27 protein-coding genes are annotated in these 25,674 nt (G+C 64.4%); 20 read left to right on the top strand and 7 right to left on the bottom strand.

Annotation, left to right across the window (positions count from 1 at the left end):
* Window position 1 precedes the first annotated feature (1 nt).
* The 17 genes from nuoE to WS51_RS21540 all read left to right on the top strand — a co-directional run bounded on the left by nuoE (window position 2) and on the right by WS51_RS21540 (window position 16,797).
* Window positions 2-487 carry an NADH-quinone oxidoreductase subunit NuoE gene (nuoE, locus tag WS51_RS21620; protein WP_006478266.1) on the top strand — a complete coding sequence of 162 codons (486 nt, stop codon included), beginning with the start codon at window positions 2-4 and terminating at the stop codon, window positions 485-487.
* A complete protein-coding gene (gene nuoF, locus WS51_RS21615) occupies window positions 484-1,794 on the top strand; it encodes an NADH-quinone oxidoreductase subunit NuoF (protein ID WP_059448009.1) in 1,311 nt (436 codons plus the stop codon). The genes nuoE and nuoF overlap by 4 nt, the downstream gene beginning before the upstream one ends.
* 84 nt (window positions 1,795-1,878) lie before the next feature.
* A complete protein-coding gene (gene nuoG, locus WS51_RS21610; protein ID WP_059502606.1) occupies window positions 1,879-4,209 on the top strand; it encodes an NADH-quinone oxidoreductase subunit NuoG in 2,331 nt (776 codons plus the stop codon).
* Window positions 4,210-5,277 carry an NADH-quinone oxidoreductase subunit NuoH gene (gene nuoH, locus WS51_RS21605; RefSeq protein WP_059448007.1) on the top strand — a complete coding sequence of 356 codons (1,068 nt, stop codon included), beginning with the start codon at window positions 4,210-4,212 and terminating at the stop codon, window positions 5,275-5,277.
* A 15-nt stretch (window positions 5,278-5,292) separates the two neighbouring features.
* Entirely contained in the window at window positions 5,293-5,781 is a 489-nt protein-coding gene (nuoI, locus tag WS51_RS21600) for an NADH-quinone oxidoreductase subunit NuoI (protein ID WP_011885529.1), read from the top strand.
* Between the two features lie 114 nt (window positions 5,782-5,895).
* Window positions 5,896-6,546 carry an NADH-quinone oxidoreductase subunit J gene (locus WS51_RS21595; protein ID WP_059448006.1) on the top strand — a complete coding sequence of 217 codons (651 nt, stop codon included), beginning with the start codon at window positions 5,896-5,898 and terminating at the stop codon, window positions 6,544-6,546.
* Between the two features lie 18 nt (window positions 6,547-6,564).
* Window positions 6,565-6,870, top strand: coding sequence for an NADH-quinone oxidoreductase subunit NuoK (gene nuoK, locus WS51_RS21590; protein ID WP_004185739.1), 306 nt, complete (start codon window positions 6,565-6,567; stop codon window positions 6,868-6,870).
* A gap of 17 nt (window positions 6,871-6,887) precedes the next feature.
* Window positions 6,888-8,942 carry an NADH-quinone oxidoreductase subunit L gene (gene nuoL, locus WS51_RS21585; RefSeq protein ID WP_059448005.1) on the top strand — a complete coding sequence of 685 codons (2,055 nt, stop codon included), beginning with the start codon at window positions 6,888-6,890 and terminating at the stop codon, window positions 8,940-8,942.
* A gap of 16 nt (window positions 8,943-8,958) precedes the next feature.
* Complete coding sequence (locus WS51_RS21580) at window positions 8,959-10,449, top strand: NADH-quinone oxidoreductase subunit M (protein WP_059448004.1); 1,491 nt, start codon at window positions 8,959-8,961, stop codon at window positions 10,447-10,449.
* Window positions 10,450-10,485: 36 nt separating this feature from the next.
* Window positions 10,486-11,940 (top strand): NADH-quinone oxidoreductase subunit NuoN, encoded by a 1,455-nt coding sequence (nuoN, locus tag WS51_RS21575; RefSeq protein ID WP_174905840.1) that lies wholly within the window; start codon window positions 10,486-10,488, stop codon window positions 11,938-11,940.
* Window positions 11,940-12,236 (top strand): DUF2818 family protein, encoded by a 297-nt coding sequence (locus WS51_RS21570; protein WP_059448002.1) that lies wholly within the window; start codon window positions 11,940-11,942, stop codon window positions 12,234-12,236. The genes nuoN and WS51_RS21570 overlap by 1 nt, the downstream gene beginning before the upstream one ends.
* A 40-nt stretch (window positions 12,237-12,276) precedes the next feature.
* Entirely contained in the window at window positions 12,277-12,867 is a 591-nt protein-coding gene (locus WS51_RS21565) for an NUDIX domain-containing protein (RefSeq protein WP_059448001.1), read from the top strand.
* A gap of 136 nt (window positions 12,868-13,003) precedes the next feature.
* Window positions 13,004-13,426 (top strand): DUF1178 family protein, encoded by a 423-nt coding sequence (locus WS51_RS21560; protein ID WP_059448000.1) that lies wholly within the window; start codon window positions 13,004-13,006, stop codon window positions 13,424-13,426.
* Between the two features lie 52 nt (window positions 13,427-13,478).
* Window positions 13,479-14,675: an acyl-CoA dehydrogenase family protein gene (locus WS51_RS21555; RefSeq protein ID WP_059808471.1), complete on the top strand. Its 1,197-nt coding sequence runs from the start codon at window positions 13,479-13,481 to the stop codon at window positions 14,673-14,675.
* A gap of 19 nt (window positions 14,676-14,694) precedes the next feature.
* Window positions 14,695-15,828, top strand: coding sequence for an acyl-CoA dehydrogenase family protein (locus WS51_RS21550; RefSeq protein ID WP_069229763.1), 1,134 nt, complete (start codon window positions 14,695-14,697; stop codon window positions 15,826-15,828).
* A 34-nt stretch (window positions 15,829-15,862) separates the two neighbouring features.
* Entirely contained in the window at window positions 15,863-16,324 is a 462-nt protein-coding gene (locus WS51_RS21545; RefSeq protein ID WP_059447997.1) for a MaoC family dehydratase, read from the top strand.
* The gene (locus WS51_RS21540; RefSeq protein ID WP_059447996.1) at window positions 16,321-16,797 is read left to right on the top strand and encodes a MaoC family dehydratase; all 477 of its coding nucleotides are present in this window, start codon (window positions 16,321-16,323) and stop codon (window positions 16,795-16,797) included. The genes WS51_RS21545 and WS51_RS21540 overlap by 4 nt, the downstream gene beginning before the upstream one ends.
* Before the next feature lie 54 nt (window positions 16,798-16,851).
* Here WS51_RS21540 and WS51_RS21535 read toward each other — a convergent pair whose 3' ends face one another.
* On the bottom strand, window positions 16,852-17,544 hold the full coding sequence (locus WS51_RS21535) for a glutathione binding-like protein (RefSeq protein ID WP_059502762.1): 693 nt from the start codon (window positions 17,542-17,544) through the stop codon (window positions 16,852-16,854).
* Between the two features lie 157 nt (window positions 17,545-17,701).
* Window positions 17,702-18,493 carry an oxepin-CoA hydrolase, alternative type gene (locus WS51_RS21530; protein ID WP_069229762.1) on the bottom strand — a complete coding sequence of 264 codons (792 nt, stop codon included), beginning with the start codon at window positions 18,491-18,493 and terminating at the stop codon, window positions 17,702-17,704.
* Window positions 18,494-18,704: 211 nt separating this feature from the next.
* Here WS51_RS21530 and WS51_RS21525 point away from each other — a divergent pair, with 211 nt between their 5' ends.
* Window positions 18,705-19,361: a glutathione S-transferase family protein gene (locus WS51_RS21525; protein WP_059502594.1), complete on the top strand. Its 657-nt coding sequence runs from the start codon at window positions 18,705-18,707 to the stop codon at window positions 19,359-19,361.
* Window positions 19,362-19,407: 46 nt separating this feature from the next.
* On the opposite strand, the gene WS51_RS21520 is transcribed toward WS51_RS21525, so the two are convergent.
* Window positions 19,408-20,580 (bottom strand): pyridoxal phosphate-dependent aminotransferase, encoded by a 1,173-nt coding sequence (locus WS51_RS21520; RefSeq protein ID WP_059868782.1) that lies wholly within the window; start codon window positions 20,578-20,580, stop codon window positions 19,408-19,410.
* A 32-nt stretch (window positions 20,581-20,612) separates the two neighbouring features.
* Window positions 20,613-21,119: a putative toxin-antitoxin system toxin component, PIN family gene (locus WS51_RS21515; protein ID WP_059447991.1), complete on the bottom strand. Its 507-nt coding sequence runs from the start codon at window positions 21,117-21,119 to the stop codon at window positions 20,613-20,615.
* Window positions 21,120-21,176: 57 nt separating this feature from the next.
* Between WS51_RS21515 and yaaA the strand changes: the two genes are divergently transcribed.
* Window positions 21,177-21,959 (top strand): peroxide stress protein YaaA, encoded by a 783-nt coding sequence (yaaA, locus tag WS51_RS21510; protein ID WP_069229761.1) that lies wholly within the window; start codon window positions 21,177-21,179, stop codon window positions 21,957-21,959.
* An 88-nt stretch (window positions 21,960-22,047) separates the two neighbouring features.
* Window positions 22,048-23,202: a M14 family metallopeptidase gene (locus tag WS51_RS21505; protein WP_059447989.1), complete on the top strand. Its 1,155-nt coding sequence runs from the start codon at window positions 22,048-22,050 to the stop codon at window positions 23,200-23,202.
* A gap of 81 nt (window positions 23,203-23,283) precedes the next feature.
* On the opposite strand, the gene WS51_RS21500 is transcribed toward WS51_RS21505, so the two are convergent.
* The 3 genes from WS51_RS21500 to WS51_RS21490 all read right to left on the bottom strand — a co-directional run bounded on the left by WS51_RS21500 (window position 23,284) and on the right by WS51_RS21490 (window position 25,660).
* Entirely contained in the window at window positions 23,284-23,937 is a 654-nt protein-coding gene (locus tag WS51_RS21500) for a BspC domain-containing protein (protein ID WP_059447988.1), read from the bottom strand.
* 136 nt (window positions 23,938-24,073) lie between these two features.
* Window positions 24,074-24,748, bottom strand: a complete 675-nt coding sequence (locus WS51_RS21495; RefSeq protein WP_059502585.1) for an energy-coupling factor ABC transporter permease — start codon at window positions 24,746-24,748, stop codon at window positions 24,074-24,076.
* Between the two features lie 75 nt (window positions 24,749-24,823).
* Window positions 24,824-25,660 (bottom strand): response regulator transcription factor, encoded by an 837-nt coding sequence (locus tag WS51_RS21490; RefSeq protein WP_059846353.1) that lies wholly within the window; start codon window positions 25,658-25,660, stop codon window positions 24,824-24,826.
* Window positions 25,661-25,674: the final 14 nt, after the last annotated feature.

Below are 25,674 nucleotides of genomic sequence, written 5' to 3'. Positions count from 1 at the left end.
AATGATCTCAGCTGAAGGCCTGAAGGAAATCGATCGAGCGTTGACGAAGTATCCCGCCGATCAGAAACAGTCCGCCGTGATGTCGGCGTTGGCCGTCGCTCAGGAAGAGCACGGCTGGCTGTCGCCCGAACTGATGCAGTTCGTCGCGGACTATCTCGGCATGCCGGCCGTCGCCGTGCAGGAAGTCGCGACGTTCTACACGATGTACGAGCTCAAACCGGTCGGCAAGCATAAGATCACGCTCTGCACGAACCTGCCGTGCCAGCTTGGCCCGCACGGTGGCGCGGAAGCGACTGCCGACTACCTGAAACAGAAGCTGGGCATCGGCTTCGGCGAAACCACGCCCGACGGCAAGTTCACGCTGAAGGAAGGCGAATGCATGGGCTCGTGCGGCGATGCGCCGGTGCTGCTGGTGAACAATCACAGAATGTGCAGCTTCATGAGCCGCGAGAAGATCGACCAGCTGCTTGAGGAGCTCTCGAAATGACGTCCCTCCACGACCGTCACATCAAACCGCTGATCCTCGCTGGTCTGAACGGCGAGAACTGGCATCTCGAAGACTACGTTGCGCGCGGCGGCTACAAGCAGCTGCGCCGCATTCTCGAAGAAAAGATTCCGCCGGAGCAGGTGATCGCCGACGTGAAGGCATCGGGCCTGCGCGGCCGCGGCGGTGCGGGCTTCCCGACCGGCCTGAAGTGGAGCTTCATGCCGCGTCAGTTCCCGGGGCAGAAGTACCTCGTCTGCAACTCGGACGAAGGCGAACCGGGCACGTTCAAGGATCGCGACATCCTGCGCTGGAACCCGCACGCGCTGATCGAAGGCATGGCCATCGGCGCGTACGCGATGGGCATCACCGTCGGCTACAACTACATCCACGGCGAAATCTTCGAAGTGTATCGACGCTTCGAGGCCGCGCTCGATGAAGCGCGTGCCGCGGGTTTCCTCGGCGACAACATCATGGGCTCGGAATTCTCGTTCCAGCTGCACGCGCACCACGGTTACGGCGCGTACATCTGCGGCGAGGAAACGGCGCTGCTCGAGTCGCTCGAAGGCAAGAAAGGCCAGCCGCGCTTCAAGCCGCCGTTCCCGGCGAGCTTCGGCGTGTACGGCAAGCCGACCACGATCAACAACACCGAGACGTTCGCTGCGGTGCCGTTCCTGCTGTCCATCGGGCCGCAGAATTACCTCGAGATCGGCAAGCCGAACAACGGCGGCACGAAGATCTTCTCGGTGTCGGGCGACGTCGAGCGTCCGGGCAACTATGAAGTGCCGCTCGGCACGCCGTTCGCGACGCTGATGGAGCTCGCCGGCGGGATGCGCGGCGGTCGCAAGATCAAGGCCGTGATTCCGGGCGGCTCGTCGGCACCGGTGATCCCGGGCGACATCATGATGCAGACCGATCTCGATTACGACTCGATCGCGAAGGCCGGCTCGATGCTCGGCTCCGGCGCGGTGATCGTGATGGACGAGACGCGCTGCATGGTGCGTTCGCTGCTGCGCCTGTCGTACTTCTACTACGAGGAATCGTGCGGCCAGTGCACGCCGTGCCGTGAGGGCACCGGCTGGCTGTATCGCGTCGTGAATCGTATCGAGCACGGCGAAGGGCGCCAGGAAGATCTGGACCTGCTGAACTCGGTTGCAGAGAACATCATGGGCCGCACGATTTGCGCGCTCGGCGATGCGGCGGCAATGCCGGTGCGCGGCATGCTCAAGCATTACTGGGACGAGTTCGCGTACCACGTCGAGCACAAGCAGTGCATGGTCGGCGGCCATGCGCACGCGGCGGCAGCCTGAAGCGAAGCACCGGTTGCGGAATTTGAGCGCACGGTCGGGCGAACGCGCGAACGGGCGGAAATAGGTTAAGGACCATTCACCATCATGGTTGAACTTGAAATAGACGGCAAGAAGGTCGAGGTGCCCGAAGGCAGCATGGTGATCCAGGCTGCGCACAAGGCGGATACGTACATTCCTCACTTCTGCTATCACAAGAAACTGTCGGTTGCGGCCAACTGCCGGATGTGTCTCGTCGAAGTCGAGAAGATGCCGAAGGCCGTGCCTGCCTGCGCGACGCCCGTGTCGGCCGGCATGATCGTGCGCACGCAGTCCGACAAGGCCGTGAAGGCGCAGCAGTCGGTGATGGAATTCCTCCTCATCAACCACCCGCTCGACTGCCCGATCTGCGATCAGGGCGGCGAATGCCAGCTGCAGGATCTGGCGGTCGGCTACGGCAAGTCGTCGTCGCGCTACTCGGAAGAAAAGCGCGTGGTGTTCCACAAGAACGTGGGCCCGCTGATCTCGATGGAAGAAATGTCGCGCTGCATTCACTGCACGCGCTGCGTCCGCTTCGGCCAGGAAATCGCCGGCGTGATGGAGCTCGGCATGCTGGGCCGCGGCGAGCATTCGGAAATCACGACGTTCGTCGGCAAGACGGTCGATTCCGAACTGTCGGGCAACATGATCGACCTGTGCCCGGTCGGCGCGCTGACCAGCAAGCCGTTCCGCTACAGCGCCCGTACGTGGGAACTGTCGCGGCGCAAGTCGGTGAGCCCGCACGATTCGGTCGGCGCGAACCTCGTCGTGCAGGTGAAGAACAACCGCGTGATGCGCGTGCTGCCGTTCGAGAACGAAGCGATCAACGAATGCTGGATCTCGGACAAGGATCGTTTCTCGTACGAAGGCCTGAACAGCGAAGAGCGCCTGACGAAGCCGATGCTCAAGCAGGGCGGCCAGTGGATCGAAACCGACTGGCAGACCGCGCTCGAATATGTCGCGAAGGGCCTGAAGGGCATCGCCGCGGATCACGGCGCGAACGCGCTGGCGATGCTCGCGAGCGCGCACAGCACGGCCGAGGAGCTGTTCCTCGTGAAGCAGCTCGCCAACGAACTGAAGACGCCGAACGTCGACTTCCGTCTGCGTCAGCAGGATTTCTCGGCACCGGTCCTGGGCGCACCGTGGCTCGGCATGCCGATCGCCGAACTGTCGAACGTGGATGCCGCGTTCGTCGTCGGTTCGTTCCTGCGCCGCGACCACCCGCTGTTCGCCGCTCGCCTGCGCCAGGCCGCGAAGAACGGTGCGACGCTGCACTTCCTGCACGCGACCGCCGATGACTCGCTGATTCCGACCGCGAAGCGCATCGTCGCCGCGCCGTCGGCATGGCTCGACGAACTGGCCGGCATCGCCGCGGCCGTCGCGCAACTGCGCGGCGTCGCGCTGCCCGACGCGCTCGCCGGCGTCGCCGCATCGCCCGCAGCGCAAGCTGTCGCGCAGTCGCTCGCGAACGGCCAGCGCCGCGCGGTGCTGCTCGGCAACGCGGCCGTCCGTCACCCGCAATTCGCGAAACTGCACGCCGTCGCACAGTGGATCGCCGACAACACCGGCGCCACGTTCGGCTTCCTGACGGAAGCGGCGAACACGGTCGGCGCGCACGTCGTCGGCGCCCTGCCGGGCGAAGGCGGCCTGAACGCGCGCGAAGCGTTCGCGCAGCCGCGCAAGGGCTACGTGCTGCTGAACGTCGAACCGGAATTCGACACCGCCGATCCGGCACAGGCGCTTGCCGCGCTGAACCAGGCCGAAATGGTCGTCGTGATGTCGCCGTTCAAGCATGGTCTCGACCATGCGGACGTGCTGCTGCCGATCGCGCCGTTTACGGAAACAGCCGGCACGTACGTGAACGCCGAAGGCTCGGTGCAGAGCTTCAACGGCGTCGTGCGTCCGCTCGGCGACACGCGTCCGGCGTGGAAGGTGCTGCGCGTGCTCGGCAGCCTGCTCGGCCTGCCGAACTTCGAATACGAAACGGCGGAAGAAGTGCGTCTCGCGGCGCTCGGCGACGCAGGCGTCGCGAACCGTCTGTCGAACCAGACGTCGGTCGCGCCGGCGCGCGCCGCGGCAGCCGCGGCGAACGGCGGCTTCGAACGTCTCGCCGACGTGCCGATCTATCATGCCGACGCACTCGTGCGCCGCGCGGGTGCGCTGCACCTGACGGCCGCCGCGAAGGCTGCGAATGTCGCAGCGCTGCCGGCCGGGCTGTTCGACAAGCTGGGCTTGAAGGAAGGCGACGCGGTGCGCGTGCGCCAGGGCGAGCGTGCGGTGCAGTTGCCGGCCGTGCGCGACGCGAATCTTGCGGAGACGGTCGTTCGCGTGTCGGCGGCGACGCCTGCCGGCGCAGCGCTCGGCAGCCTGTCCGGTGAACTGGTGGTGGAGAAGGCGTAAATGAGCTTGTTCGATACGATCAACGCGGGCGGAGCCCAGCTTCTCGGCGTCGCGTGGCCGACGGTGTGGGCCCTCGTGCGCATCCTCGTCGTCGCCGTCGTGATCCTGCTGTGCGTCGCGTACCTGATTCTGTGGGAACGCAAGCTGATCGGCTGGATGCACGTGCGTCTCGGCCCGAACCGCGTCGGCCCCGGCGGTCTGCTGCAGCCGATCGCCGACGTGCTGAAACTGCTGCTGAAGGAAGTCATTCAGCCGAGCGCGGCGAGCCGTTGGCTGTACCTGATCGCGCCGATCATGACCGTCGTGCCGGCGTTTGCCGTGTGGGCGGTGATTCCGTTCCAGGCCGAAGCGGTGCTCGCGAACGTGAATGCGGGCCTGCTGTATGCAATGGCGATTTCGTCGATCGGCGTGTATGCGGTGATTCTCGCCGGCTGGGCGTCGAACTCGAAGTACGCGTTCCTCGGCGCGATGCGTGCCGCGGCACAGATGGTCTCGTACGAAATCTCGATGGGCTTTGCGCTCGTGCTCGTGCTGATGACGGCCGGCAGCCTGAACCTGTCGGAAATCGTCGGCTCGCAGCAGCACGGCTTCTTCGCCGGCCACGGCGTGAACTTCCTGTCGTGGAACTGGCTGCCGCTGCTGCCGGCGTTCGTCGTCTACTTCGTGTCCGGCATCGCCGAAACGAACCGCCACCCGTTCGACGTGGTGGAAGGGGAGTCGGAGATCGTCGCGGGTCACATGATCGATTACTCGGGCATGGCGTTCGCGCTGTTCTTCCTCGCCGAGTACATCAACATGATCGTGATCTCGGCGCTGGCCGCGACGCTGTTCCTCGGCGGCTGGGACGCACCGTTTGAATTCCTGTCGTTCATTCCGGGCATCTTCTGGCTGGTGCTGAAGGTATTCGCGCTGCTGTCGGTGTTCATCTGGGTGCGCGCGACGTTCCCGCGCTACCGGTACGACCAGATCATGCGTCTGGGCTGGAAGGTATTCCTGCCCGTCACGGTGATCTGGGTGGTCGTGGTCGGCTTCTGGATGATGTCGCCGCTGAACATCTGGGTGAAGTAAAGATCGGACGAAATCATGACGGCAATCCAACACTTCTTTAAGACCTTCTTCCTGACGGAACTGCTGAAGGGGCTCGCGCTGACCGGTCGTTACACGTTCCGGCGCAAGTTCACCGTGCAGTTCCCGGAAGAGAAGACCCCGATTTCGCCGCGTTTCCGCGGGCTGCACGCGCTGCGCCGCTATGAAAACGGCGAAGAGCGCTGCATCGCGTGCAAGCTCTGCGAGGCCGTGTGCCCCGCGATGGCGATCACGATCGAATCGGAAACGCGCGCGGACAACACGCGCCGCACGACGCGCTACGACATCGACCTGACGAAGTGCATCTTTTGCGGTTTCTGCGAAGAGAGCTGCCCGGTCGATTCGATCGTCGAGACGCAGATTCTCGAGTACCACGGCGAAAAGCGCGGCGACCTGTATTTCACGAAGGAAATGCTGCTCGCGGTGGGCGATCGCTACGAGAAGGACATCGCCGCGGCGAAGGCCGCCGACGCGCCGTATCGTTGATTGTGTTTGCAGTGCCGGCCCGGCATCAACGGGCCGAGCCGCCGCGACGGGTGCGGCACGCGAGAGCGTCCCGCAAGCCGCGCCTGACTATGGCCTAACGATGAACCGGTAATCATGGAATTCACGACCGTACTGTTCTACATCTTCGCGCTGCTCCTGGTGGTATCAGGGCTGAAGGTGATCACTTCGCGCAACCCGGTGGCGTCTGCGCTTTTCCTTGTGCTGGCGTTCTTCAACGCTGCCGCGATCTGGATGCTGCTGGAGGCGGAGTTCCTCGCGATCCTGCTGGTGCTGGTGTACGTGGGCGCCGTGATGGTGCTGTTCCTGTTCGTCGTGATGATGCTGGACATCAACATCGATTACCTGCGCCGCGACTTCAAGCGCTTCGTGCCGATGGCGACCGTCGTCGGCGCGATCATCGTGGTCGAGACCGCGCTGATCCTGTGGCGCGGCTACGGCGACACGAACACGGTGCACGCAATGGCGACGGGCGCGATGGCCGACTGGTCGAACACGCGACTGATCGGCAAGGTGATCTACACCGACTACATCTTCGCGTTTGAAATCGCCGGCCTGGTGCTGCTGGTCGCGATCATTGCCGCGATCGGGCTGACCGAGCGCAAGGGCAAGGACAGCAAGCGCCAGCGCGTGTCGGATCAGGTCAAGGTGCGCCGCGGCGACCGCGTGCGCCTCGTGAAGATGGAAGCGGACAAGCCGCAGCCGGAAACGGCGCAGAGCGAAGCCGGTACGAGCACCAACGGCTAAGCGGAGGAAAGGAAAACCATGCTGACTCTTGCTCATTACCTCGTGCTCGGCGCGATCCTCTTTGCGATCGCGATCGTCGGGATCTTCCTGAACCGCCGCAACATCATCATCATCCTGATGGCGATCGAACTGATGCTGCTGGCGGTGAACACCAACTTCGTCGCGTTCTCGCACTATCTCGGCGACGTGCACGGCCAGATCTTCGTGTTCTTCGTGCTGACCGTCGCCGCAGCGGAAGCCGCGATCGGTCTCGCGATTCTGGTGACCCTGTTCCGTAAGCTCGACACGATCAATGTCGAGGATCTCGATCAGCTCAAAGGTTAATTTCAGGCAACGCTGTTATGTCAACGACACTCAATGAAAACCTGCTGCTGGCGATTCCGCTCGCTCCGCTGGCCGGCTCGCTGATTGCGGGGCTGTTCGGGAACGCAGTGGGGCGCAAGGGCGCACACCGGATCACGATCCTCGGCGTATTGATCGCGTTCCTCCTGTCGGCGAAAGTCTTCGTCGACGTGATGGGCGGCGCGAGCTTCAATGCGACCGTCTACGAATGGATGAACGTCGGCTCGCTGAAGCTCGAAGTCGGCTTCCTCGTCGATTCGCTGACCGCGATGATGATGGTCGTCGTGACCTTCGTCTCGCTGATGGTGCACGTGTACACGATCGGCTACATGTCGGAAGAAGACGGCTACCAGCGCTTCTTCTCGTACATCTCGCTGTTCACGTTCTCGATGCTGATGCTCGTGATGAGCAACAACTTCCTGCAGCTGTTCTTCGGCTGGGAAGCGGTGGGTCTGGTGTCGTACCTGCTGATCGGCTTCTACTTCACGCGTGAGAGCGCGATCTACGCGAACATGAAGGCGTTCCTCGTGAACCGCGTGGGCGACTTCGGCTTCCTGCTGGGCATCGGCCTGCTGCTGGCGTTCGCGGGTTCGATGAACTACGGCGAAGTGTTCGCGAAGCGTGCCGAGCTCGCAAGCCTGCACTTCCCGGGCACCGACTGGGGCTTGCTGACCGTCGCCTGTATCTGCCTGTTCATCGGCGCGATGGGTAAATCGGCGCAGTTCCCGCTGCACGTGTGGCTGCCCGACTCGATGGAAGGCCCGACCCCGATCTCCGCGCTGATTCACGCGGCAACGATGGTGACGGCCGGCATCTTCATGGTGTCGCGCATGTCGCCGCTGTTCGAGCTGTCGGATACCGCGCTGTCGTTCATCACGGTGATCGGTGCGATCACGGCGCTGTTCATGGGCTTCCTCGGGATCGTCCAGAACGACATCAAGCGTGTCGTCGCGTATTCGACGCTGTCGCAGCTCGGCTACATGACCGTCGCGCTCGGCGTGTCCGCTTACCCGGTCGCCGTGTTCCACCTGATGACGCACGCGTTCTTCAAGGCGCTGCTGTTCCTCGGCGCCGGTTCGGTGATCATCGGCATGCACCACGACCAGGACATGCGCAACATGGGCGGCCTGCGCAAGTACATGCCGATCACGTGGATCACATCGCTCGTCGGTTCGCTCGCGCTGATCGGCACGCCGTTCTTCTCGGGCTTCTACTCGAAGGACTCGATCATCGACGCGGTGAAGCTGTCGCACCTGCCGGGTTCGGGCTTCGCGTACTTCGCGGTCGTCGCGAGCGTGTTCGTCACGGCGCTGTACTCGTTCCGCATGTACTTCCTGGTGTTCCACGGCGAAGAGCGCTTCCGCAAGCCGAAGCATCCGGAATCGCCGATGGGCATGGCGGCCGCGCACGGTCACGACGATCACGGCCATGGCCACGGTCATGACGACCACGCGCACGAGCCGCACGAGACCCCGTGGGTCGTGTGGGTGCCGCTGGTCCTGCTGGCCATTCCGTCGGTGATCATCGGCGCGATCGCGATCGGCCCGATGCTGTTCGGCGACTTCTTCCAGCACGGCGTCGCATTCGACAAGGTGATCTTCATCGGCGAAAACCATCCGGCGCTGGCCGAGATGGCCGAAGAGTTCCACGGCTGGGTGGGCATGGGCCTGCACTCGGTGTCGGGCCTGCCGGTGTGGCTGGCGCTCGCCGGTGTCGTCGTCGCGTGGTTCCTGTACCTGAAGCGTCCGGAGCTGCCGGCGTCGATCCGCCGCGCGTTCGGTCCGATCTACACGCTGCTCGACAACAAGTACTACATGGACAAGATCAACGAAGTGGTGTTCGCCCGTGGTTCGGTGGCGATCGGCCGCGGCCTGTGGAAGGAAGGCGACGTCGTCGTGATCGACGGCCTCGTCAACGGCAGCGCCCGGTTCATCGGCTGGTTCGCCGGCGTGATCCGCTTCCTCCAATCCGGTTACATCTATCACTACGCGTTCGCCATGATCATCGGCATGCTGGGGCTCCTGACCCTGTTTGTAACGCTCGGCGGCAAATAAGGCGGGGGGACAACTAATGCACGCTTTTCCGATTCTCAGTACCGCGATCTGGTTGCCGATCGTTTTCGGCCTCCTCGTGCTCGCGGTGGGTAACGACAAAAATCCGGGGACGGCCCGCTGGGTCGCGCTGATCGGTTCGCTGCTCGGTCTCGCGGTCACGATCCCGCTGATCACGGGCTTCGACTCGAGCACGGCTGCGCTGCAGTTCGTCGAGAAGTCGACCTGGATCGAACGCTTCGACATTGCATATCACCTCGGCGTCGACGGCATCTCGATGTGGTTCGTCGTGCTGACCGCACTGATCACCGTGATCGTCGTGATCGCCGCATGGGAAGTGATCACCGAGAACGTCGCGCAGTACCTCGCGGCGTTCCTGATCCTGTCCGGGATCATGATCGGCGTGTTCTCGGCGGCCGACGGCCTGCTGTTCTACGTGTTCTTCGAGGCGACCCTGATTCCGATGTACATCATCATCGGCGTGTGGGGCGGCCCGAACCGCGTGTATGCGGCATTCAAGTTCTTCCTGTACACGCTGGCCGGCTCGCTGCTGATGCTGGTCGCGCTGATCTATCTGTACACGCAGACGCATTCGTTCGATCTGGCGACGTGGCAGAACGCGAAGATCGCAATGACGCCGCAGATCATGCTGTTCATCGCATTCTTCCTCGCATTCGCGGTGAAGGTGCCGATGTGGCCGGTGCACACCTGGCTGCCGGACGCGCACGTGGAAGCGCCGACGGGCGGCTCGGTCGTGCTGGCGGCGATCATGCTGAAGCTCGGCGCGTACGGTTTCCTGCGTTTCTCGCTGCCGATCACGCCTGACGCGAGCCACTTCCTGGCACCGGTCGTGATCACGCTGTCGCTGATCGCGGTGATCTACATCGGCCTCGTCGCGATGGTGCAGGCCGACATGAAGAAGCTGGTCGCGTATTCGTCGATCGCGCACATGGGCTTCGTCACGCTCGGCTTCTTCATCTTCAACCAGCTCGGCGTCGAAGGCGCGATCGTCCAGATGATCTCGCACGGCTTCGTGTCGGGCGCGATGTTCCTGTGCATCGGCGTGCTGTACGACCGCGTGCACTCGCGCCAGATCGCCGATTACGGCGGCGTCGTGAACGTGATGCCGAAGTTCGCGGCATTCGCGATGCTGTTCTCGATGGCCAACTGCGGCCTGCCGGGTACGTCGGGTTTCGTCGGCGAGTTCATGGTGATTCTCGCGGCCGTCCAGTACAACTTCTGGATCGCGTTCGGCGCGGCATTCACGCTGATCCTCGGCGCTGCCTACACGCTGTGGATGTACAAGCGCGTGTACTTCGGCGCGGTGGCGAACGATCACGTTGCCAAGCTGAAGGACATCGGCCGTCGCGAATTCACGATGCTGGCCGTGCTCGCCGCGTTCACGCTGCTGATGGGCCTGTATCCGAAGCCTTTCACCGACGTGATGCACGTTTCCGTGGAAAACCTCCTCTCCCACGTCGCGCAGTCGAAGCTGCCGCTGGCCCAGTAATCGCGAGCGGAGGAAATCAAGATCATGAACGCACCTATGAATGTCCTGTTGCCTGACGCGCTGGTGATGGTCGCCATCGTCGTCGCATGGCTGAACGACACCTTTACCGGTGCCGCCGGCCGCCGCCTGACCTATCTGATCGCGGTGGTTTCGTCGATCGTCGCCGGCGTGTGGTTCGCGGTTCAGGCGCTGGACCCGCAGCAGTATTACTTCTTCTCGCGGATGGTCGTCGTCGACTCGTTCGCGAGCATGATGAAGGCCGTCGTGTCGCTCGGCTTCGCGGTCTCGCTCGTCTATTCGCGCAAGTACCTCGAAGACCGCGACATGTTCCGCGGCGACGTGTTCCTGCTGGGCATGTTCTCGCTGCTCGGTCAGCTGGTGATGGTGTCGGGCAACAACTTCCTGACGCTGTATCTCGGCCTCGAACTGATGTCGCTGTCGCTGTATGCCGTCATCGCGCTGCGCCGCGATGCCGCACAGTCGAGCGAAGCCGCGATGAAGTACTACGTGCTGGGCGCGCTCGCGTCGGGCTTCGTGCTGTACGGCATCTCGATGCTCTACGGCGCGACCGGCTCGCTCGAGCTGGGCGAGGTGTACAAGGCGGTCGGCGGCAACACCGATGCGGCCGTCCTGATGTTCGGCGTGATCTTCATCGTCGCCGGTATCGCATTCAAGCTCGGCGCCGTGCCGTTCCACATGTGGGTGCCGGACGTCTACCAGGGCGCACCGACCGCGATGACGCTGTTCGTCGGCGGCGGCCCGAAGGTTGCCGCGTTCGCGTGGGGCTTGCGCTTCCTGGTGATGGGCCTGCTGCCGCTCGCACAGAACTGGCAGACCGCGCTCGTGATCCTCGCCGCGCTGTCGCTGATCGTCGGTAACATTACCGGTATCGTCCAGCGCAACATCAAGCGGATGCTCGCATACTCGGCGATCTCGAACATGGGCTTCGTCCTGCTTGGCCTGCTCGCCGGCATCGTGAAGGGCGACGCGACCGCACCGGCGAACGCGTACAGCTCGGCGATGTTCTACGCGATCGTCTACCTGATCACGACGCTCGGCTCGTTCGGCGTGGTGATGCTGCTCGCACGCCGCGATTTCGAAGCCGAAACGATCGACGACTTCAAGGGCCTCAACAAGCGCAGCCCGGTGTTCGCGTTCGTGATGATGGTCATGATGTTCTCGCTGGCCGGTATTCCGCCGACCGTCGGCTTCTACGCGAAGCTTGCGGTGCTCGAGGCGACCGTCAACGCAGGGCTCACGTGGCTGGCCGTGCTGGCCGTGATCACGTCGCTGTTCGGCGCGTTCTACTACCTGCGCATCGTCAAGCTCATGTACTTCGATGCACCGCAGGATGCGACCCCGGTCACCGGCGATTTCTGCAAGCGCACGATCCTCGTGCTGAACGGTATCGCAGTTGTCGTGCTCGGCCTGATCCCGAGCCCGCTGCTGACGGCCTGCCTGCAGGCAATTCGTCACACGCTGCCGCTGTAATGTCGGCAGCCGGCTGGTTTATCGTGCTGTTGGCGCTTGCGGGCGCCAACGTGCCGTTCCTGAACCAACGCCTCTTCGCCGTCGTGCCGATCGGTGCGACGAAGAAGAATGCGTGGGTTCGGATCGGCGAGCTGATCGTGCTGTATTTCGTCGTCGGCGCACTCGGCTTCTGGCTCGAATCGCGCGCCGGCAACCGCTTCGAACAAGGCTGGCAGTTCTACGCGATCACGTTCAGTCTCTTCGTCGTGTTCGCGTTTCCCGGCTTCACGTTCCAGTATCTCGTCAAACGACGCTGACGGCTCCGGCCGTCGCGTGCTCATTCCTCCGGAGCTGCCGATGGCCGAACTACCCAATCACGACGCCGCACTGACCGAAACCTGCCTCGAGAGCGAGGCGATTTTCGACGGCGCGTTCCTCAAGCTGAAGCGCGATACCGTCCGCTTGCCCGATGGCAAGCAGGCCACGCGCGAATACGTCCAGCACCCCGGCGCGGTGATGGTGATCCCGCTGTTCGACGACGGCCGCGTGCTGATGGAAAGCCAGTATCGCTATCCGATCGGCAAGGTCATGGCCGAATTCCCGGCCGGCAAGCTCGATCCGAACGAGGGCGCGCTTGCTTGCGCGGTGCGCGAATTGCGCGAGGAAACCGGCTATACGGCGCGCGAATACGTGTTCCTGGCGCGGATTCACCCGATCATTTCCTATTCGACCGAATTCATCGACCTGTATCTCGCGCGTGGGCTGACCGCCGGCGAGCGCAAGCTCGACGAAGGCGAGTTCCTCGAAACCTTCACGGCGACGCTGCCCGACCTGCAGGAGTGGGTGCGCACGGGCCAGATCACCGACGTGAAGACGATCATCGGCGCGATGTGGCTCGACAAGGTTTTGTCCGGCACCTGGCCGCTCGGCCCGGTCGAGAAGCCCTGACGGCGCGTCAGCGGCGGGTGGAGCGCCGCGTTACAATCCTGTGACGCGGCCGCTGTCCGGCCGCGCGATCCTGGTTTAGCACGATCGTTCACAAAAGCGCGTTTTGCGCTACACTCGCCACACGCCCTGATTCAGCATGAAGGTCCTCGATTTACAGTGCCCGCACGGTCATCGGTTCGAAGGCTGGTTCGCTTCCGCCGATGAGTTCGAAGCGCAGTTGTCCCGCAATCTGGTCGAATGTCCGGTGTGCGGGACGACCGAGATCACCCGGATGCCGTCGGCGCCGCGCCTGAACCTGTCGGGTGCGACGCAGGCGCAGCCGGCCGATCCGCGTGCGTTGCAGGCGCAGGTGATGCGCGCACTGCGCGAGGTGCTGGAGAAGACCGAGAACGTGGGCGAGCGCTTCGCCGAGGAAGCGCGGCGCATCCATTACAACGAGGCGCCGGCGCGGAGCATTCGTGGCGTCACGACGCCGGAGGATGCGCAATCCTTGGTCGAAGAAGGCATCGACGTGATGCCGCTGCCGATTCCTGCCGCGCTGAAAGAACCGCTGCAATGACGTACGCAGTGTGTCCTGGGCCGGGGACGGCCGCGGCCAGGAGACACTGCGCATGGATCTGGATTATTCCCCCGCCGACGACGCATTCCGCGCCGACGTCCGCGCCTGGCTCGAGGCCAATCTGCCTCACGCACTGCGCGCCAAGGTACTCGATCACAAACGACTCGACCGCGAGGATTTCGCGAGCTGGCACCGGATTCTCGGCCAGCGTGGCTGGTCCGCACCCGCGTGGCCGCCCGAATATGGCGGTCCGGGCTGGAACGCGACGCAGCGTCACATCTGGGATGAGGAGTGCGCACGCATCGGCGCGCCGACCGTGCTGCCGTTCGGCGTATCGATGGTCGCGCCGGTGCTGATGAAATACGGCAGCGAAGCGCAGAAGCGCCACTATCTGCCGCGCATTCTCGACGGCACCGACTGGTGGTGCCAGGGCTATTCGGAGCCGGGCTCCGGGTCGGATCTCGCATCGCTTCGCACCCGCGCCGAACGTCACGGCGACCACTACGTCGTCAACGGCCAGAAGACATGGACCACGCTCGGCCAGTACGCGGACATGATGTTTTGTCTCGTACGCACCGATCCCGCGGCGAAGAAGCAGGAGGGCATCTCGTTCCTGCTGATCGACATGAAGACGCCCGGCATCACGGTGCGCCCGATCATCACGCTCGACGAGGATCACGAAGTCAACGAAGTGTTCTTCGAGGACGTCAAGGTGCCCGTCGAGAATCTCGTCGGCGATGAAAACCGCGGCTGGACTTACGCGAAATATCTGTTGGGCCACGAGCGCACCGGCATCGCGCGCGTCGGCGCGTCGAAGCGCGAGCTCGCATTCCTGAAGCGCGTGGCGTCGAACCAGCGCAAGAACGGCAAGCCACTGCTCGCCGATCCCGTGTTCGCCGCGAAGGTCGCGGCGCTCGAAGTCGAGCTGATGGCGCTCGAGGTGACGGTGCTGCGTGTCGTGAGCCGCGAGACGAGCGGCAAGGGGCCGGGCCCGGAGGCATCGATGCTGAAGATCAAGGGCACCGAGGTGCAGCAGGCGCTCACCGAGCTGATGTTCGAGGCGATCGGGCCGCTCGCAGCGCCGTTCGACGTGCCTTTCCTCGAGGGCGAGCGCGAACACAGCTGCGCGGGCGACGACGATGCCGCGCCGCTCGCCGCCTACTATTTCAACTACCGGAAGACGTCGATCTACGGCGGTTCGAACGAGATTCAGAAGAACATCATCGCGCAGATGATCCTGGGGCTGTGATCAGGGAACGGAGACAACCATGGATTTCAGCTTTACCGACGAGCAGCAACAGTTTGCCGACGCGCTGCGCCGTTATCTCGGCGAGCAATACGGTTTCGACGCGCGCCAGGCCATCGTGCGAAGCGATGCCGGCGTGTCGGACACGCAATGGAGCGCATTCGCGGAGCTGGGCCTGACCGCGCTGCCGGTGCCCGATGCACAGGGCGGTTTCGGTGGCGGCCCGGTCGACATGCTGGTCGCGATGCAGGAGCTCGGCCGCTCGCTCGTGGTCGAGCCATACTGGGCGACGGCGGTCGGCATCGAGGCACTGCGTGTCGCCGGTTCGGGCACGGGCGACGATGCCGCGTTGCTGGAAGCGGTCGCCCAAGGGCAGAAGCGCCTGGCCGTGGCATTCCACGAACCGCGGGCACGCTACGACCTGTACGAACTCGACACGCACGCGCGCAATCAGGGCGGCACGTATCGGCTGACCGGGACCAAATCGGTCGTTCAGCACGGCGCCCAGGCGCATGCGTGGATCATGCCCGCGCGTGTCGATGGCGGCGGCATCGGCCTGTTCGTCGTCGAGCGCGATGCGCCGGGAGCGAAGGTCGTCGACTACCGGACGATCGACGGCCAGCGCGCCGCGACGATCGAGCTGCACGACACGCCCGCACGCCAGTTGACGGGCGGCGCACGCGATGCGGCCGCACTCGAGCAGATCGCCGATTACGCGACCTTCCTGCTCTGCGCGGAAGCCGTCGGCGCGCTCGACGAGCTGAATCGCGCGACGGTCGAATACACGAAGACGCGCGAACAGTTCGGTGTGCCAATTGCACGTTTCCAGGCGCTGCAGCACCGGATGGTCGACATGCTGATTCACGCGGAGCAGGCGCGCTCGCTGACTTACCTGGCTGCGGTGCGTTACGCGAGCGGCGACGCCGATGCGCGCCGCAAGGCAGTGTCGGCCGCGAAGGCGCGGGTCGGCGCGGCAGCGCGCTTCGTCGGCCAGCAGGCGGTGCAACTGCACGGCGGCATGGGCGTGACCAACGAGGTCGCCGCCGCACACCTGTTCAAGCGGCTGTCGATCATCGAGACGACACTCGGCGACACCGATCATCATCTTGCGCGCATCGCGGCACTGCCGGAATTCGCGCTGACCGACGCAGCATGACGGCGGCGCGTGCGCGCGCCATGGGAGACAGACAGTGGGTATCAGTTACGAAGATCTGGAAGTCGGCAGTACGACCGAAATCGGCCGCTATACGTTCGAATCGGACGACATCAAGGCGTTCGCGCAACGCTACGATCCGCAACCGTTCCACCTCGACGAAGCGGCCGGCAAGGCATCGCCGTTCGGTGGCCTGGTGGCAAGCGGCTGGCATACGTGTTCGGTATTCATGAGCCTGCTCGTCAAGAAGCTGGGACCGGATTCGACCAGCATGGGTTCGCCCGGAATCGACTCGATCCGCTGGCTCAAGCCCGTGCGCGCGGGCGACACGATCACGATGTACCAGAAGATCCACGACAAGCGCGTATCGGAGAGCAAGCCCGATCGCGGCATCGTGTCGACCGAGTGGATCGGCGTCAACGGCGCCGGCGACACGGTGATCACCGTGCATACCAAGGTGATCTTCGGCCTGCGTCATCCGCAAGGAGCGGGCGCATGACGGACGTGACACTGCCGCTGATCGCGTCGGCGCAGGCGCTGCACGAGCGTGTTGGCGCGGAGCCGCTGGCGAGCGGCTGGGTCGAGATCGACCAGCGCCGCGTCGATGGTTTTGCCGACGCCACCGGCGATCATCAGTGGATTCACGTCGATCCCGAACGGGCGCGGCGCGAGTCGCCGTTCGGCGGCCCGATCGCGCACGGATTCCTGACGCTGTCGCTGATTCCCGCGCTGATGACCGACGCGATGCGCTTCGAGCAGAAGATGGGCGTGAACTACGGACTGAACCGCGTGCGGTTCCTGAAGCCGGTGCCGGTCGGTGCGCGCGTGCGTGCGCTGTTCGCGGTGAAGGAGGCGGCAGAGGCCGCGCGGAGCGGCGTGCAGGTGACGTGGTCGGTGTCGATTCAGGTCGAGCGTCCGGACGTGCCGTTGCTCGTTTGCGCGGCGGAATTCATTACGCTGCATTACTTCTGACGATGCGCGCGGCGGCATCGACGGATGCCGCCGCGTCGCACGCTGCGTGCTTCGTCAGTGCTTCGCGTATTGCGTCGCGCCGAACAGCATCTCGCGGGCCTTGTCGTCCTGCAGCGGTTTGCGCAGCGACGCGAGTACCTCGACGCCGCGCTGCACGGCTGCACGCGCGGCAATCGTTTCGTGCCAGCGCTTCACGTTCGGCAGCTCGTCGAGCACGATGCCCTGGTTCTGCCACGAGCGCGTCCACGGGAACGTCGCGATGTCCGCGATCGTGTACGTGTCGCCGGCGAGATATTCGGATTCGCCGAGGCGCTTTTCCATCACGTTGTACAGGCGCTTCGCTTCGTTCGTGTAGCGATTGACCGCATAGTCGATCTTCTCCGGCGCATACAGCCGGAAGTGATGCGCCTGCCCGAGCATCGGGCCGACGCCGCCCATCTGGAACATCAGCCATTCGAGTGTCGCATAGCGCTCGGCCGGCTCGGTCGGCAGGAATTGACCGGTCTTTTCCGCCAGATACACGAGGATCGCGCCCGATTCGAACAGCGAGATCGGCTTGCCGCCGGGGCCGTCCGCGTCGACGATCGCGGGGATCTTGTTGTTCGGGCTGATTTTCAGGAATTCGGGCTTGAACTGGTCGCCCGCACCGATATCGACCGGATGCGCACGATACGCGAGGCCCGTTTCCTCGAGCATGATGTGTACCTTGTGGCCGTTCGGGGTCGCCCAGCTGTAGACGTCGATCATCGTCAACTCCTTTGTTGCATGCGCGAAAACGGCGCCGGCGGGGCGCCGCGACAGGCGGTCATTAGAGCATGGATCGATGCGGGCTGCAGGCGACGGAAACGGGCAGCGTGCGCGTGCGCGTCGTCGCAACGGCGCAAGCGCCGCTGCGGCGTGCAGCTCAGCGCTTGTAGCGCGGCTGGCGTTTCTCGAGGAATGCGGTAATGCCTTCCAATGCATCCGCATGATGCAGCGACGCGACGAAGTGATCGCGCTCGGTGCCCAGATGTGCATCGAGCGGCTGTGCGGTCGCATCGTCGAGCAGCGACTTGATGCGCGTGAGCGCATTCGGCGAGATGCCGGCAAGCGAGTCGGCCCACGCGAGCGCGTCGGATAGCGCGGCACCGGGCGCGGCGAGCCGATTGACGACACCGAGCGCATGCAGGCGCTCGGTCGCGACGGGCTTGCCCTCGAACAGGATTTCGGCGGCAAGCGCCCGCGGCAGTGCGCGCGCGAGGAACCACGAGCCGCCGCCGTCGGGCGTGAGGCCGACGCGTGCATACGACATGACGAACTTCGCGTCGTGCGCGGCAACGATCAGGTCGCATGCGAGCGCGAGCGAAAAGCCCGCGCCGGCCGCCGCACCTTCGACGGCCGCGATCACGGGCTTGGTCGTTTCGCGGATCGCCGTGATCCATGCGGCGAGCTGATCGATGCTGTCGGCCTGGTAGGACGGGTCCTTCGAGCGGTTCTCGAGCAGCCGGTTCAGGTTGCCACCCGCGCAAAAGAAACGATCGGCGCCCGTAAGCACGACCGCGCGAATGGCGGGATCGCGCTCGGCGGTGGCGAGCGCTTCGACGCCGGCCGCATACATGTCGGGATGCAGCGCGTTGCGCGCGCCGGGATTGGACAGCGTGAGGACGAGCGTCGATTCGCTCTCGAGCGGACGCGAGGCCAGCAGTTCAGCACTCATGCGAGTGTGTCTCCATCGGATGGCGAGGCTGCGGCACCGCGCGCTACGCGGGCGCACGCGCATACCCGTGAGGATGCTGCCGCAGCGGATGCATTGTTGTCGTGACGGACGCGAAACTGCTTTAGACTAGCACGAACGTGCTTTTCAGCGCGACGCATCCCGATGCGGCCGGCGTCGGCTCGGCCGTGCTTCAGCAACGAAGGAGACTCCGATGCTACAGCTGTGCGGTATTCCGTTGTCCAACTATTACAACAAGGTGAAGTTCGTTCTGCTCGAACACGGCATCCCGTTCGAGGAGTCGGCATGCAGCCTGCCGATCTGCGATCCCGCACTGCTCGCCGATTCGCCGCTCGGCAAGATTCCGTTCCTGAAGACGGAAGAGGGTGCGCTGTTCGAATCCCAGGTGATCGTCGAGTATCTCGCCGCACGTTATCCCGACAAGGCGATTTTCCCTGCCGGACCGTTCGCAGCAGCGAAGGTGCGCGAACTCGTCGAGACGCTCGAGCTGTATCTCGAATGGACCGCGCGCGAGGTCTATACGGAGGCGTTTTTCGGCGGCAAGGTCAGCGACGGCATGAAGGCGCATGTCGAAAAGCGCCTGCCGCGCGCGATCGACGCGTTCAAGCAGATGACGCGGTTCTCGCCCTACGTGCTCGGCGACACGTTCAGTCTTGCGGACATTGCCGCGGCGATCCATCTGCCGGTGATCGGAATGGCGACGAAGGCCGTCTTCGGCCGCGATTTCCTGCTCGATGCCGGCATCGACTGGAAGGCGCACGCGAAGCTGGTCGGCGAGCGGCCGGCCGCGCAGCGCGTGGCGGCCGATCGCAAGGCCTATGTCGAGGCGACGAGCGCCGCACGTTCGTAAGCACGGGCGCGGGCGCGGTGCCGCACCGCGCCCGCCCATCCACGAATTACAGGCGTGCGAGCCGTTCGAGCGCGGATGCGAGCGTGCTTTCCTGTTTCGCGAAGCAGAAGCGCACGACGCCCGATTCGTGCGGCTCGTGATAGAACGCCGACACCGGAATTGCCGCCACGCCGATCTCCGACGTGAGCCACTTCGAGAATTCCGCTTCGGGCAGATCGCTGATCGCCGAATAGTCGACGCACTGGAAGTACGTGCCGGGGCACGGCAGCAGCTTGAAGCGCGTGCGCTCGAGGCCGGCGCGGAAGAAGTCGCGCTTCTTCTGGTAAAAGTCGGGCAGCGTGAGGTACGGTGCCGGATCGCGCAGGTAGTCGGCGAGCCCGATCTGCATCGGCGTGTTCACCGTGAACACGTTGAACTGATGGACCTTGCGAAACTCCGCGGTCAGTGCGGCAGGCGCCGCGACATAGCCGACCTTCCAGCCCGTCACATGGTAGGTCTTCCCGAAGCTCGACACGATGAAGCTGCGCGCGGCCAGTTCCGGGTAGCGCGCGACGCTTTCATGCCGCGCGCCGTCGTAGACCATGTGTTCGTACACTTCATCCGACAGGATCAGCACGTTGGTGCCGCGCACGATCTCCTCGAGCTTGCGCATGTCGGCCTCGCGCCACACGGTGCCGGTCGGGTTGTGCGGCGTGTTGATCATGATCAACCGCGTTTTCGGCGTGATCGCCGCGGCCAGGCGATCGAACGGAATCGTGTAGTCGGGCGCGTCCAGCGTAACGAACACGGGCTTGCCGCCCGCGAGCTCGATCGACGGCAGATAGCTGTCGTAGGTCGGCTCGATGACGATGACTTCGTCGCCCGGATGGACCGCGCACAGGATCGCCGTCAGCAGCGCCTGCGTCGCGCCGGCCGTGACCGTGATCTCGGTGGCCGGGTCGTAGCGTCGGCCGTAGACCTGCGCGATCTTGTCGGCGATCGCGTCGCGCAACGGCGCGACGCCGGCCATCGGCGGATACTGGTTGTGACCGTTGCGCATCGCGGCCGCGACCGCGTCGACGATGCGCGGGTCGCAGTCGAAATCCGGGAAGCCTTGGCCGAGGTTCACGGCGCCTTTCTCGGCGGCGAGCGCGCTCATGACCGTGAAGATCGTCGTGCCGACGTTCGGCAGGCGCGAGGGGAAAACGGGAGTCGTAGGCATGTCGGAAGGAGCGTTCATCGATACGGTCGCAAGCGGTGGCGCCGGGCTCGTCAGGCCGGCGTGGTAGTGGTGGCGGTGACGGCCAACGCGGCATCGAGCGCGCAGGCTTCGGTAAATGGCGCGGGCTGCGCGATCCGGAAGCCGAAGTCGCGCGCGGTGCGCTTTGCGAGCTTGAGCAGCGCGCGATCTTTCGACACGAGCCAGTCGGCCTGCGCGGCGCGCGCGAGCTCGAGAAACTTCTGGTCGTCGCGGTCCTTGCACTTCGGCAGGGGTGGCGCGCCGGCATCCACGGGCGGCGGCTCGACGAGGCTCGTCAGGCGTGCGACGGTCGCGAGCGCTTCGGCCTTGTCGATCGCGCGCGCCTGAAACTGCGGATAATCGAGCACGAGTTCGAGTTCGTTCAGGCAGCGGCCGTCGATGACGGCGGCCAGCGTGCCGCGTTCGAGCGCGGCCCGGATCGGGCGCGTGGCGGGGTCGTCGAATACGAGTATGTCGATCCAGACGTTCGAGTCGAGCACGACGCGATGTGCGGCATGCGGGGCGAGGGAGCGGGTCATTCGTTACAATCGGTGGTTTTCGTCTGACCGCAAGGCACGGCGTGCCAGCGAGCCTCTATGATAATCGTTCTCTCCCCAGCCAAATCCCTCGACTACGATACGCCCGCCCACGTTCCGTCTTACACGAAGCCTGCATTCATCGACGAAGCGTCGGAACTGATCGACGGCCTGCGCAAGTTGTCGCCGCAGGACATCTCGACGCTGATGGACATCTCCGACCCGCTCGCCCGGCTGAACTTCCAGCGCTATGCGGATTGGTCGCCCGTCTTCACGACGGCCAACGCGAAGCAGGCGGTGCTCGCGTTCAACGGCGACGTGTACGAAGGGTTCGATGCCAAATCGCTGTCGGCCGCCGATCTCGACTATGCGCAGCAGCACGTGCGCGTGCTCTCTGGCCTCTACGGGCTGCTGCGTCCGCTCGATCTGCTGCAGCCGTACCGGCTCGAGATGGGGACCCGTTTCGCGAACGCGCGCGGCAAGGATCTGTATGCGTTCTGGGGCGACCGGATCACGCGGGCGCTGAACGAGCAGCTCGAGACGCGCAGCGGCGCGGCGCGCGTGCTGATCAACTGCGCGTCGACCGAGTACTTCAAGTCGGTCAAGCCGAAAGTGCTGGCCGCGCCGATCGTCACGCCGGTGTTCGAGGACTGGAAGGGCGGCCGCTACAAGATCATCAGCTTCCATGCGAAGCGTGCCCGTGGGCTGATGGCGCGCTACATTGTCGAGAACCGCATCGCTGAACCGGCGGCGCTGAAGGATTTCGCGGTGGAAGGCTACAAGTTCGATGCCGCTGCGTCGAACGATTCGACTTACGTATATCGCCGGCGAATCGGCGAGTGACCAAGCCGGCCGTTCACGAGACGGCCGGCGCATGCATGAGGCCGGACACGCGGCACACCGCCGGTTCCGGTCGACAGTGGAGAGATAGATGACCCTTTCGATCACCAGCAATTTCGACGCGGGCGCCATCGATGTCGTGTCGTGCGACAGCCCCGATGCGATCCGGCTGCGCGTACGCGGCGACAACCGTTCGGAATTCGCCCAATGGTTCTACTTCCGGCTGACCGGCGCACGCGGTGAGCGGTGCGTGATGTCGTTCGAGAATGCGGCCGAATGTGCGTATCCGTCGGGATGGCGCAACTACAGCGCGGTCGCGAGCTACGATCGCGTCGACTGGTTCCGCGTGCCGACGACGTTCGACGGTAAGACGATGACCATCGACCATACGCCCGAGTTCGACAGCATCTACTACGCGTATTTCGAGCCATATTCCGAAGAGCGCCATGCCGCGTTCCTCGGCGCGGTCCAGCAATTGCCGCAGGCGAGCGTCGTAGAGCTCGGCCGTACCGTCGAAGGCCGGCCGATGTCGCTGCTGACGCTCGGTACGCCGGAGGTCGACGGCGCACCGAAGAAGAAGGTATGGGTCATCGCGCGCCAGCACCCGGGCGAGACGATGGCCGAGTGGTTCGTCGAGGGGCTCGTCAAGCGACTGGCCGGTTGGGGCGACTGGGCAGGCGATCCGGTGGCGCGCAAGTTGTACGACCGCGCGACGTTCTACATCGTCCCGAACATGAATCCGGACGGCAGCGTGCACGGCAACCTGCGCACCAACGCGGCGGGCGCGAACCTGAACCGCGAGTGGATGGCGCCCGATGCCGAGCGCAGCCCCGAAGTGCTGGCCGTGCGCGATGCGATCCATGCGATCGGCTGCGACATGTTCTTCGACATTCACGGTGACGAGGATCTGCCGTACGTGTTCGTCGCGGGTTCGGAAATGCTGCCGAGCTTCACGGAGCAGCAGGGCAAGGAGCAGGCCGCATTCATCGATGCGTTCAAGGTCGCGAGCCCGGATTTCCAGACCGAGCATGGTTATGCGGCGAGCAAGTACAAGGAAGACGCGCTCAAGCTCGCGTCGAAGTACATCGGCCATCGGTTCGGTTGCTTGTCGCTGACGCTCGAGATGCCGTTCAAGGACAATGCGAACCTTCCGGACGAGCGGGTCGGCTGGAACGGCGAGCGCAGCGCCGCGCTCGGCGCGGCGATGCTGGCGGCAATCCTGGTGCACGTCGAGACGTTCGCGTAAGCGTTCCGACGTCGATATGAAAAAGCCGGCGCATCGTGCGATGCGCCGGCTTTTTTGCTTTCGTCGTTGCTGCTCCGCGGATCAGGACTTCTTCGCGGTTTTCTTCTTCACGGCTTTCTTCTGGCCGCTTGATTTCTGCGTTGCGACGGCTTTCTTGCCGGTGCGGCCGGATGCCTTGGCCTTGCCCTTGCCGCGGTGCGACTTGCCCTTGAACTTCTTCGTCGACGACGACGGACGCTCGACACGCGGCTTCAGTGGCGGCACCGGATCGTTCCAGCTGAACGCAAGCATTTGCTGCCCGACATAGCCGCATCGGAACTTCAGCGGTGTCGGGTCGCTGCCGTCGCTGTGGACGCCGAGGCCGTCAACGGTGACGATGTTGTCGACCTTCACGCGCTGCTTGCCCTGATCGAACGAATCGTTCCATGGCGTGATCGTCGCGTTGCCGCTTTCGAACGCGTTCGGCGCGAAGTCGACGCGATCGAAGGCCGTCGACGTGCTGGCGATGAAGCTGCCGTGCGCCGCACAATCGGCGACGATCGGATCCGCATGCATCTCGTTGACGAATTTGTTGATCAGTTCGGAGCGCTGGTCGAGGAGGTCGGCGAATACCGGTGCCGGAAGCGCAAGCGACAGGCCCGCGACACAGGCTGCCAGCTTGCCGAACGCCCGGAAAATCCGAAGCGAGGCAGGTGAGCTGTCCATCTGGTTATTGGTGAGGAGCGAATGAGACATCGGGCACGTATAGATGCCCGATGAAGAACAGGAGTTCAATCTTAGCGTAAAAAAGTTGCGTGGCAGTAGATGTCGCACTCTCCCGCACTGCGCAAGCGGATCGTCACATGCGTCGCTTGCACCGGGGCCGGCATGTTCAGGCGCGCGGGCCTCCGAGGCGATAGCGCCGAACGTCGAACGTCGTGACCCACGCCGGACGATAGATGGCGATGAGCGCGGTGGCCATGCCCGTGAACCACGCTTCGCCGAGCGCGAGCAGCGCAGTGTTGAGCAGATAGCCTGCGGGAATGACGACGGGCACGCCGTCCGCGAGAGCAAGCTGGACACCGGCCGCGGCTGCGGCGACTGCGATGATCGCGATGGCCGGTGACAGGAATCCCTGGCCGGTGATGAACGACGCGAGATTGTGCGGGAGCCACGCGATCGCGGCGCGTTGCAGTAACGCAGATACGGCGACCGGGAGCGCGCCGTAGATGAGGTAGGTGACGCCGATGCCCTGCCACGGCGCATCGAAGACGACCGCGGCGACGGCCGTGACGGCACCCATCGCGATCAGCGCAAGCGTCCAGTCGAACAGCGTGACGAGCAGTGTCGCGCCGAGCAGGTGCATGACGATGCCGTCGTCGAGCCACGCATTCGAGGCCCAGAGCACCGTGATCGCTGTGACGAGCGCGAGCCAAACGTGCTGGAGCGTTGCATCCTGGAGGCGGACGAAGGGCCGATTCCAGAGCGCGAGCGCGAGCAGCGCCACGGCGGCGATCCAGCCACCGACGCCAACCCAGAGCGGAAGCGGTGTGAAAAGAAAACCCATGCGTTCATATTACTCGTTGAGCATCAAACGTGGGAATTCGCACATGTCGGCCGTCGCAATATCGACACTGTCCGATCAGCGCTCGCGCCGAAATCGCGCTGGCGGTTCGGCCGCGAGCGGCAGATCCCGCGTGCCGGTGTTCGCGGCGGGCAGCGGATATGGGCGGTCGTTCCGTTGTGTACGCAGCGGAACCGGGCCGCGTTCGCCGATGACCGGTTTGCTCGCATGGTCTCGGTTCGCCAGCAACACTTCGAGATGCGGCGACAGCCACCCGTTGTAGATCGCGACGGCGGCGGCGCGGTTCGCCGCGCCTAGTTGCTGAAAGATGCTGGCGAGGTGGATCTTCACGGTGCCTTCGCTGATGCCGAGCGTGCGAGCGATCATCTTGTTGGTGCTGCCCATATGGACGAAGCGCATGATCTGCGCCTGCCTCGGTGACAGGAGGCTACTTGGCGGGCGGCGCGGCAGCGATCCGGCGAGCGTCTGGAAATGGGCGTCCTGGCGAACCGCGGCAGCGGAGGGCAGCAGGCTCAGTGCGATGGGCGGGATGTAATGGCCGCCCAGCAGAACCATTTCGAGCGCCCGCACGATCAGGTGCGGCCGCGTGGAGTGCGGAATCACACCCGCGACGCCATAGTTGTAGAAGCGCTGGATGGCTTCCGGCGTGGATTCGTCTATCAGTAACGCGGCCGGCGTCGGCGAGCAGGCGCTGCAGAGCGCCTGGAGTTCGCAGTGACGGTGTACGTCCAGCCAGTTGATGGCAACGAGGTCGAAGCGCTGGGTGCGCAGCAGCCGGCGCGCCTGGAAACCATCGGGCGCATCGTTGATGCTGGCGTGACGGTCGATCTGCCGTAGCAGAGCCTTCAGTCCGTCACGCCGTTCGGCGTCTGAGTTCAGCACCAGGAACCGCATATTCAACCTCCGTA

This window comes from Burkholderia territorii (assembly GCF_001718335.1).
GTDB lineage: Bacteria > Pseudomonadota > Gammaproteobacteria > Burkholderiales > Burkholderiaceae > Burkholderia > Burkholderia territorii.
The sequence above is the reverse complement of the archived record's forward strand: the minus strand, read 5'-3'. Positions and strand labels throughout refer to the sequence as shown.

Bases quoted from the DNA above. Each gene is read 5' to 3' on its own strand.
- WS51_RS21490 (WP_059846353.1), bottom strand. From the start codon at position 25,660: ATGCGGTTCCTGGTGCTGAACTCAGACGCCGAACGGCGTGACGGACTG.
- nuoF (WP_059448009.1), top strand. From the start codon at position 484: ATGACGTCCCTCCACGACCGTCACATCAAACCGCTGATCCTCGCTGGT.
- WS51_RS21580 (WP_059448004.1), top strand. From the start codon at position 8,959: ATGCACGCTTTTCCGATTCTCAGTACCGCGATCTGGTTGCCGATCGTT.
- WS51_RS21505 (WP_059447989.1), top strand. From the start codon at position 22,048: ATGACCCTTTCGATCACCAGCAATTTCGACGCGGGCGCCATCGATGTC.
- nuoN (WP_174905840.1), top strand. From the start codon at position 10,486: ATGAATGTCCTGTTGCCTGACGCGCTGGTGATGGTCGCCATCGTCGTC.
- WS51_RS21565 (WP_059448001.1), top strand. From the start codon at position 12,277: ATGGCCGAACTACCCAATCACGACGCCGCACTGACCGAAACCTGCCTC.
- nuoK (WP_004185739.1), top strand. From the start codon at position 6,565: ATGCTGACTCTTGCTCATTACCTCGTGCTCGGCGCGATCCTCTTTGCG.
- WS51_RS21560 (WP_059448000.1), top strand. From the start codon at position 13,004: ATGAAGGTCCTCGATTTACAGTGCCCGCACGGTCATCGGTTCGAAGGC.
- WS51_RS21555 (WP_059808471.1), top strand. From the start codon at position 13,479: ATGGATCTGGATTATTCCCCCGCCGACGACGCATTCCGCGCCGACGTC.
- WS51_RS21535 (WP_059502762.1), bottom strand. From the start codon at position 17,544: ATGATCGACGTCTACAGCTGGGCGACCCCGAACGGCCACAAGGTACAC.
- nuoE (WP_006478266.1), top strand. From the start codon at position 2: ATGATCTCAGCTGAAGGCCTGAAGGAAATCGATCGAGCGTTGACGAAG.
- WS51_RS21540 (WP_059447996.1), top strand. From the start codon at position 16,321: ATGACGGACGTGACACTGCCGCTGATCGCGTCGGCGCAGGCGCTGCAC.
- nuoG (WP_059502606.1), top strand. From the start codon at position 1,879: ATGGTTGAACTTGAAATAGACGGCAAGAAGGTCGAGGTGCCCGAAGGC.
- WS51_RS21550 (WP_069229763.1), top strand. From the start codon at position 14,695: ATGGATTTCAGCTTTACCGACGAGCAGCAACAGTTTGCCGACGCGCTG.
- nuoH (WP_059448007.1), top strand. From the start codon at position 4,210: ATGAGCTTGTTCGATACGATCAACGCGGGCGGAGCCCAGCTTCTCGGC.
- WS51_RS21515 (WP_059447991.1), bottom strand. From the start codon at position 21,119: ATGACCCGCTCCCTCGCCCCGCATGCCGCACATCGCGTCGTGCTCGAC.
- WS51_RS21500 (WP_059447988.1), bottom strand. From the start codon at position 23,937: ATGTCTCATTCGCTCCTCACCAATAACCAGATGGACAGCTCACCTGCC.
- WS51_RS21570 (WP_059448002.1), top strand. From the start codon at position 11,940: ATGTCGGCAGCCGGCTGGTTTATCGTGCTGTTGGCGCTTGCGGGCGCC.
- nuoI (WP_011885529.1), top strand. From the start codon at position 5,293: ATGACGGCAATCCAACACTTCTTTAAGACCTTCTTCCTGACGGAACTG.
- WS51_RS21530 (WP_069229762.1), bottom strand. From the start codon at position 18,493: ATGAGTGCTGAACTGCTGGCCTCGCGTCCGCTCGAGAGCGAATCGACG.
- WS51_RS21525 (WP_059502594.1), top strand. From the start codon at position 18,705: ATGCTACAGCTGTGCGGTATTCCGTTGTCCAACTATTACAACAAGGTG.
- yaaA (WP_069229761.1), top strand. From the start codon at position 21,177: ATGATAATCGTTCTCTCCCCAGCCAAATCCCTCGACTACGATACGCCC.
- WS51_RS21495 (WP_059502585.1), bottom strand. From the start codon at position 24,748: ATGGGTTTTCTTTTCACACCGCTTCCGCTCTGGGTTGGCGTCGGTGGC.
- WS51_RS21595 (WP_059448006.1), top strand. From the start codon at position 5,896: ATGGAATTCACGACCGTACTGTTCTACATCTTCGCGCTGCTCCTGGTG.
- WS51_RS21520 (WP_059868782.1), bottom strand. From the start codon at position 20,580: ATGAACGCTCCTTCCGACATGCCTACGACTCCCGTTTTCCCCTCGCGC.
- nuoL (WP_059448005.1), top strand. From the start codon at position 6,888: ATGTCAACGACACTCAATGAAAACCTGCTGCTGGCGATTCCGCTCGCT.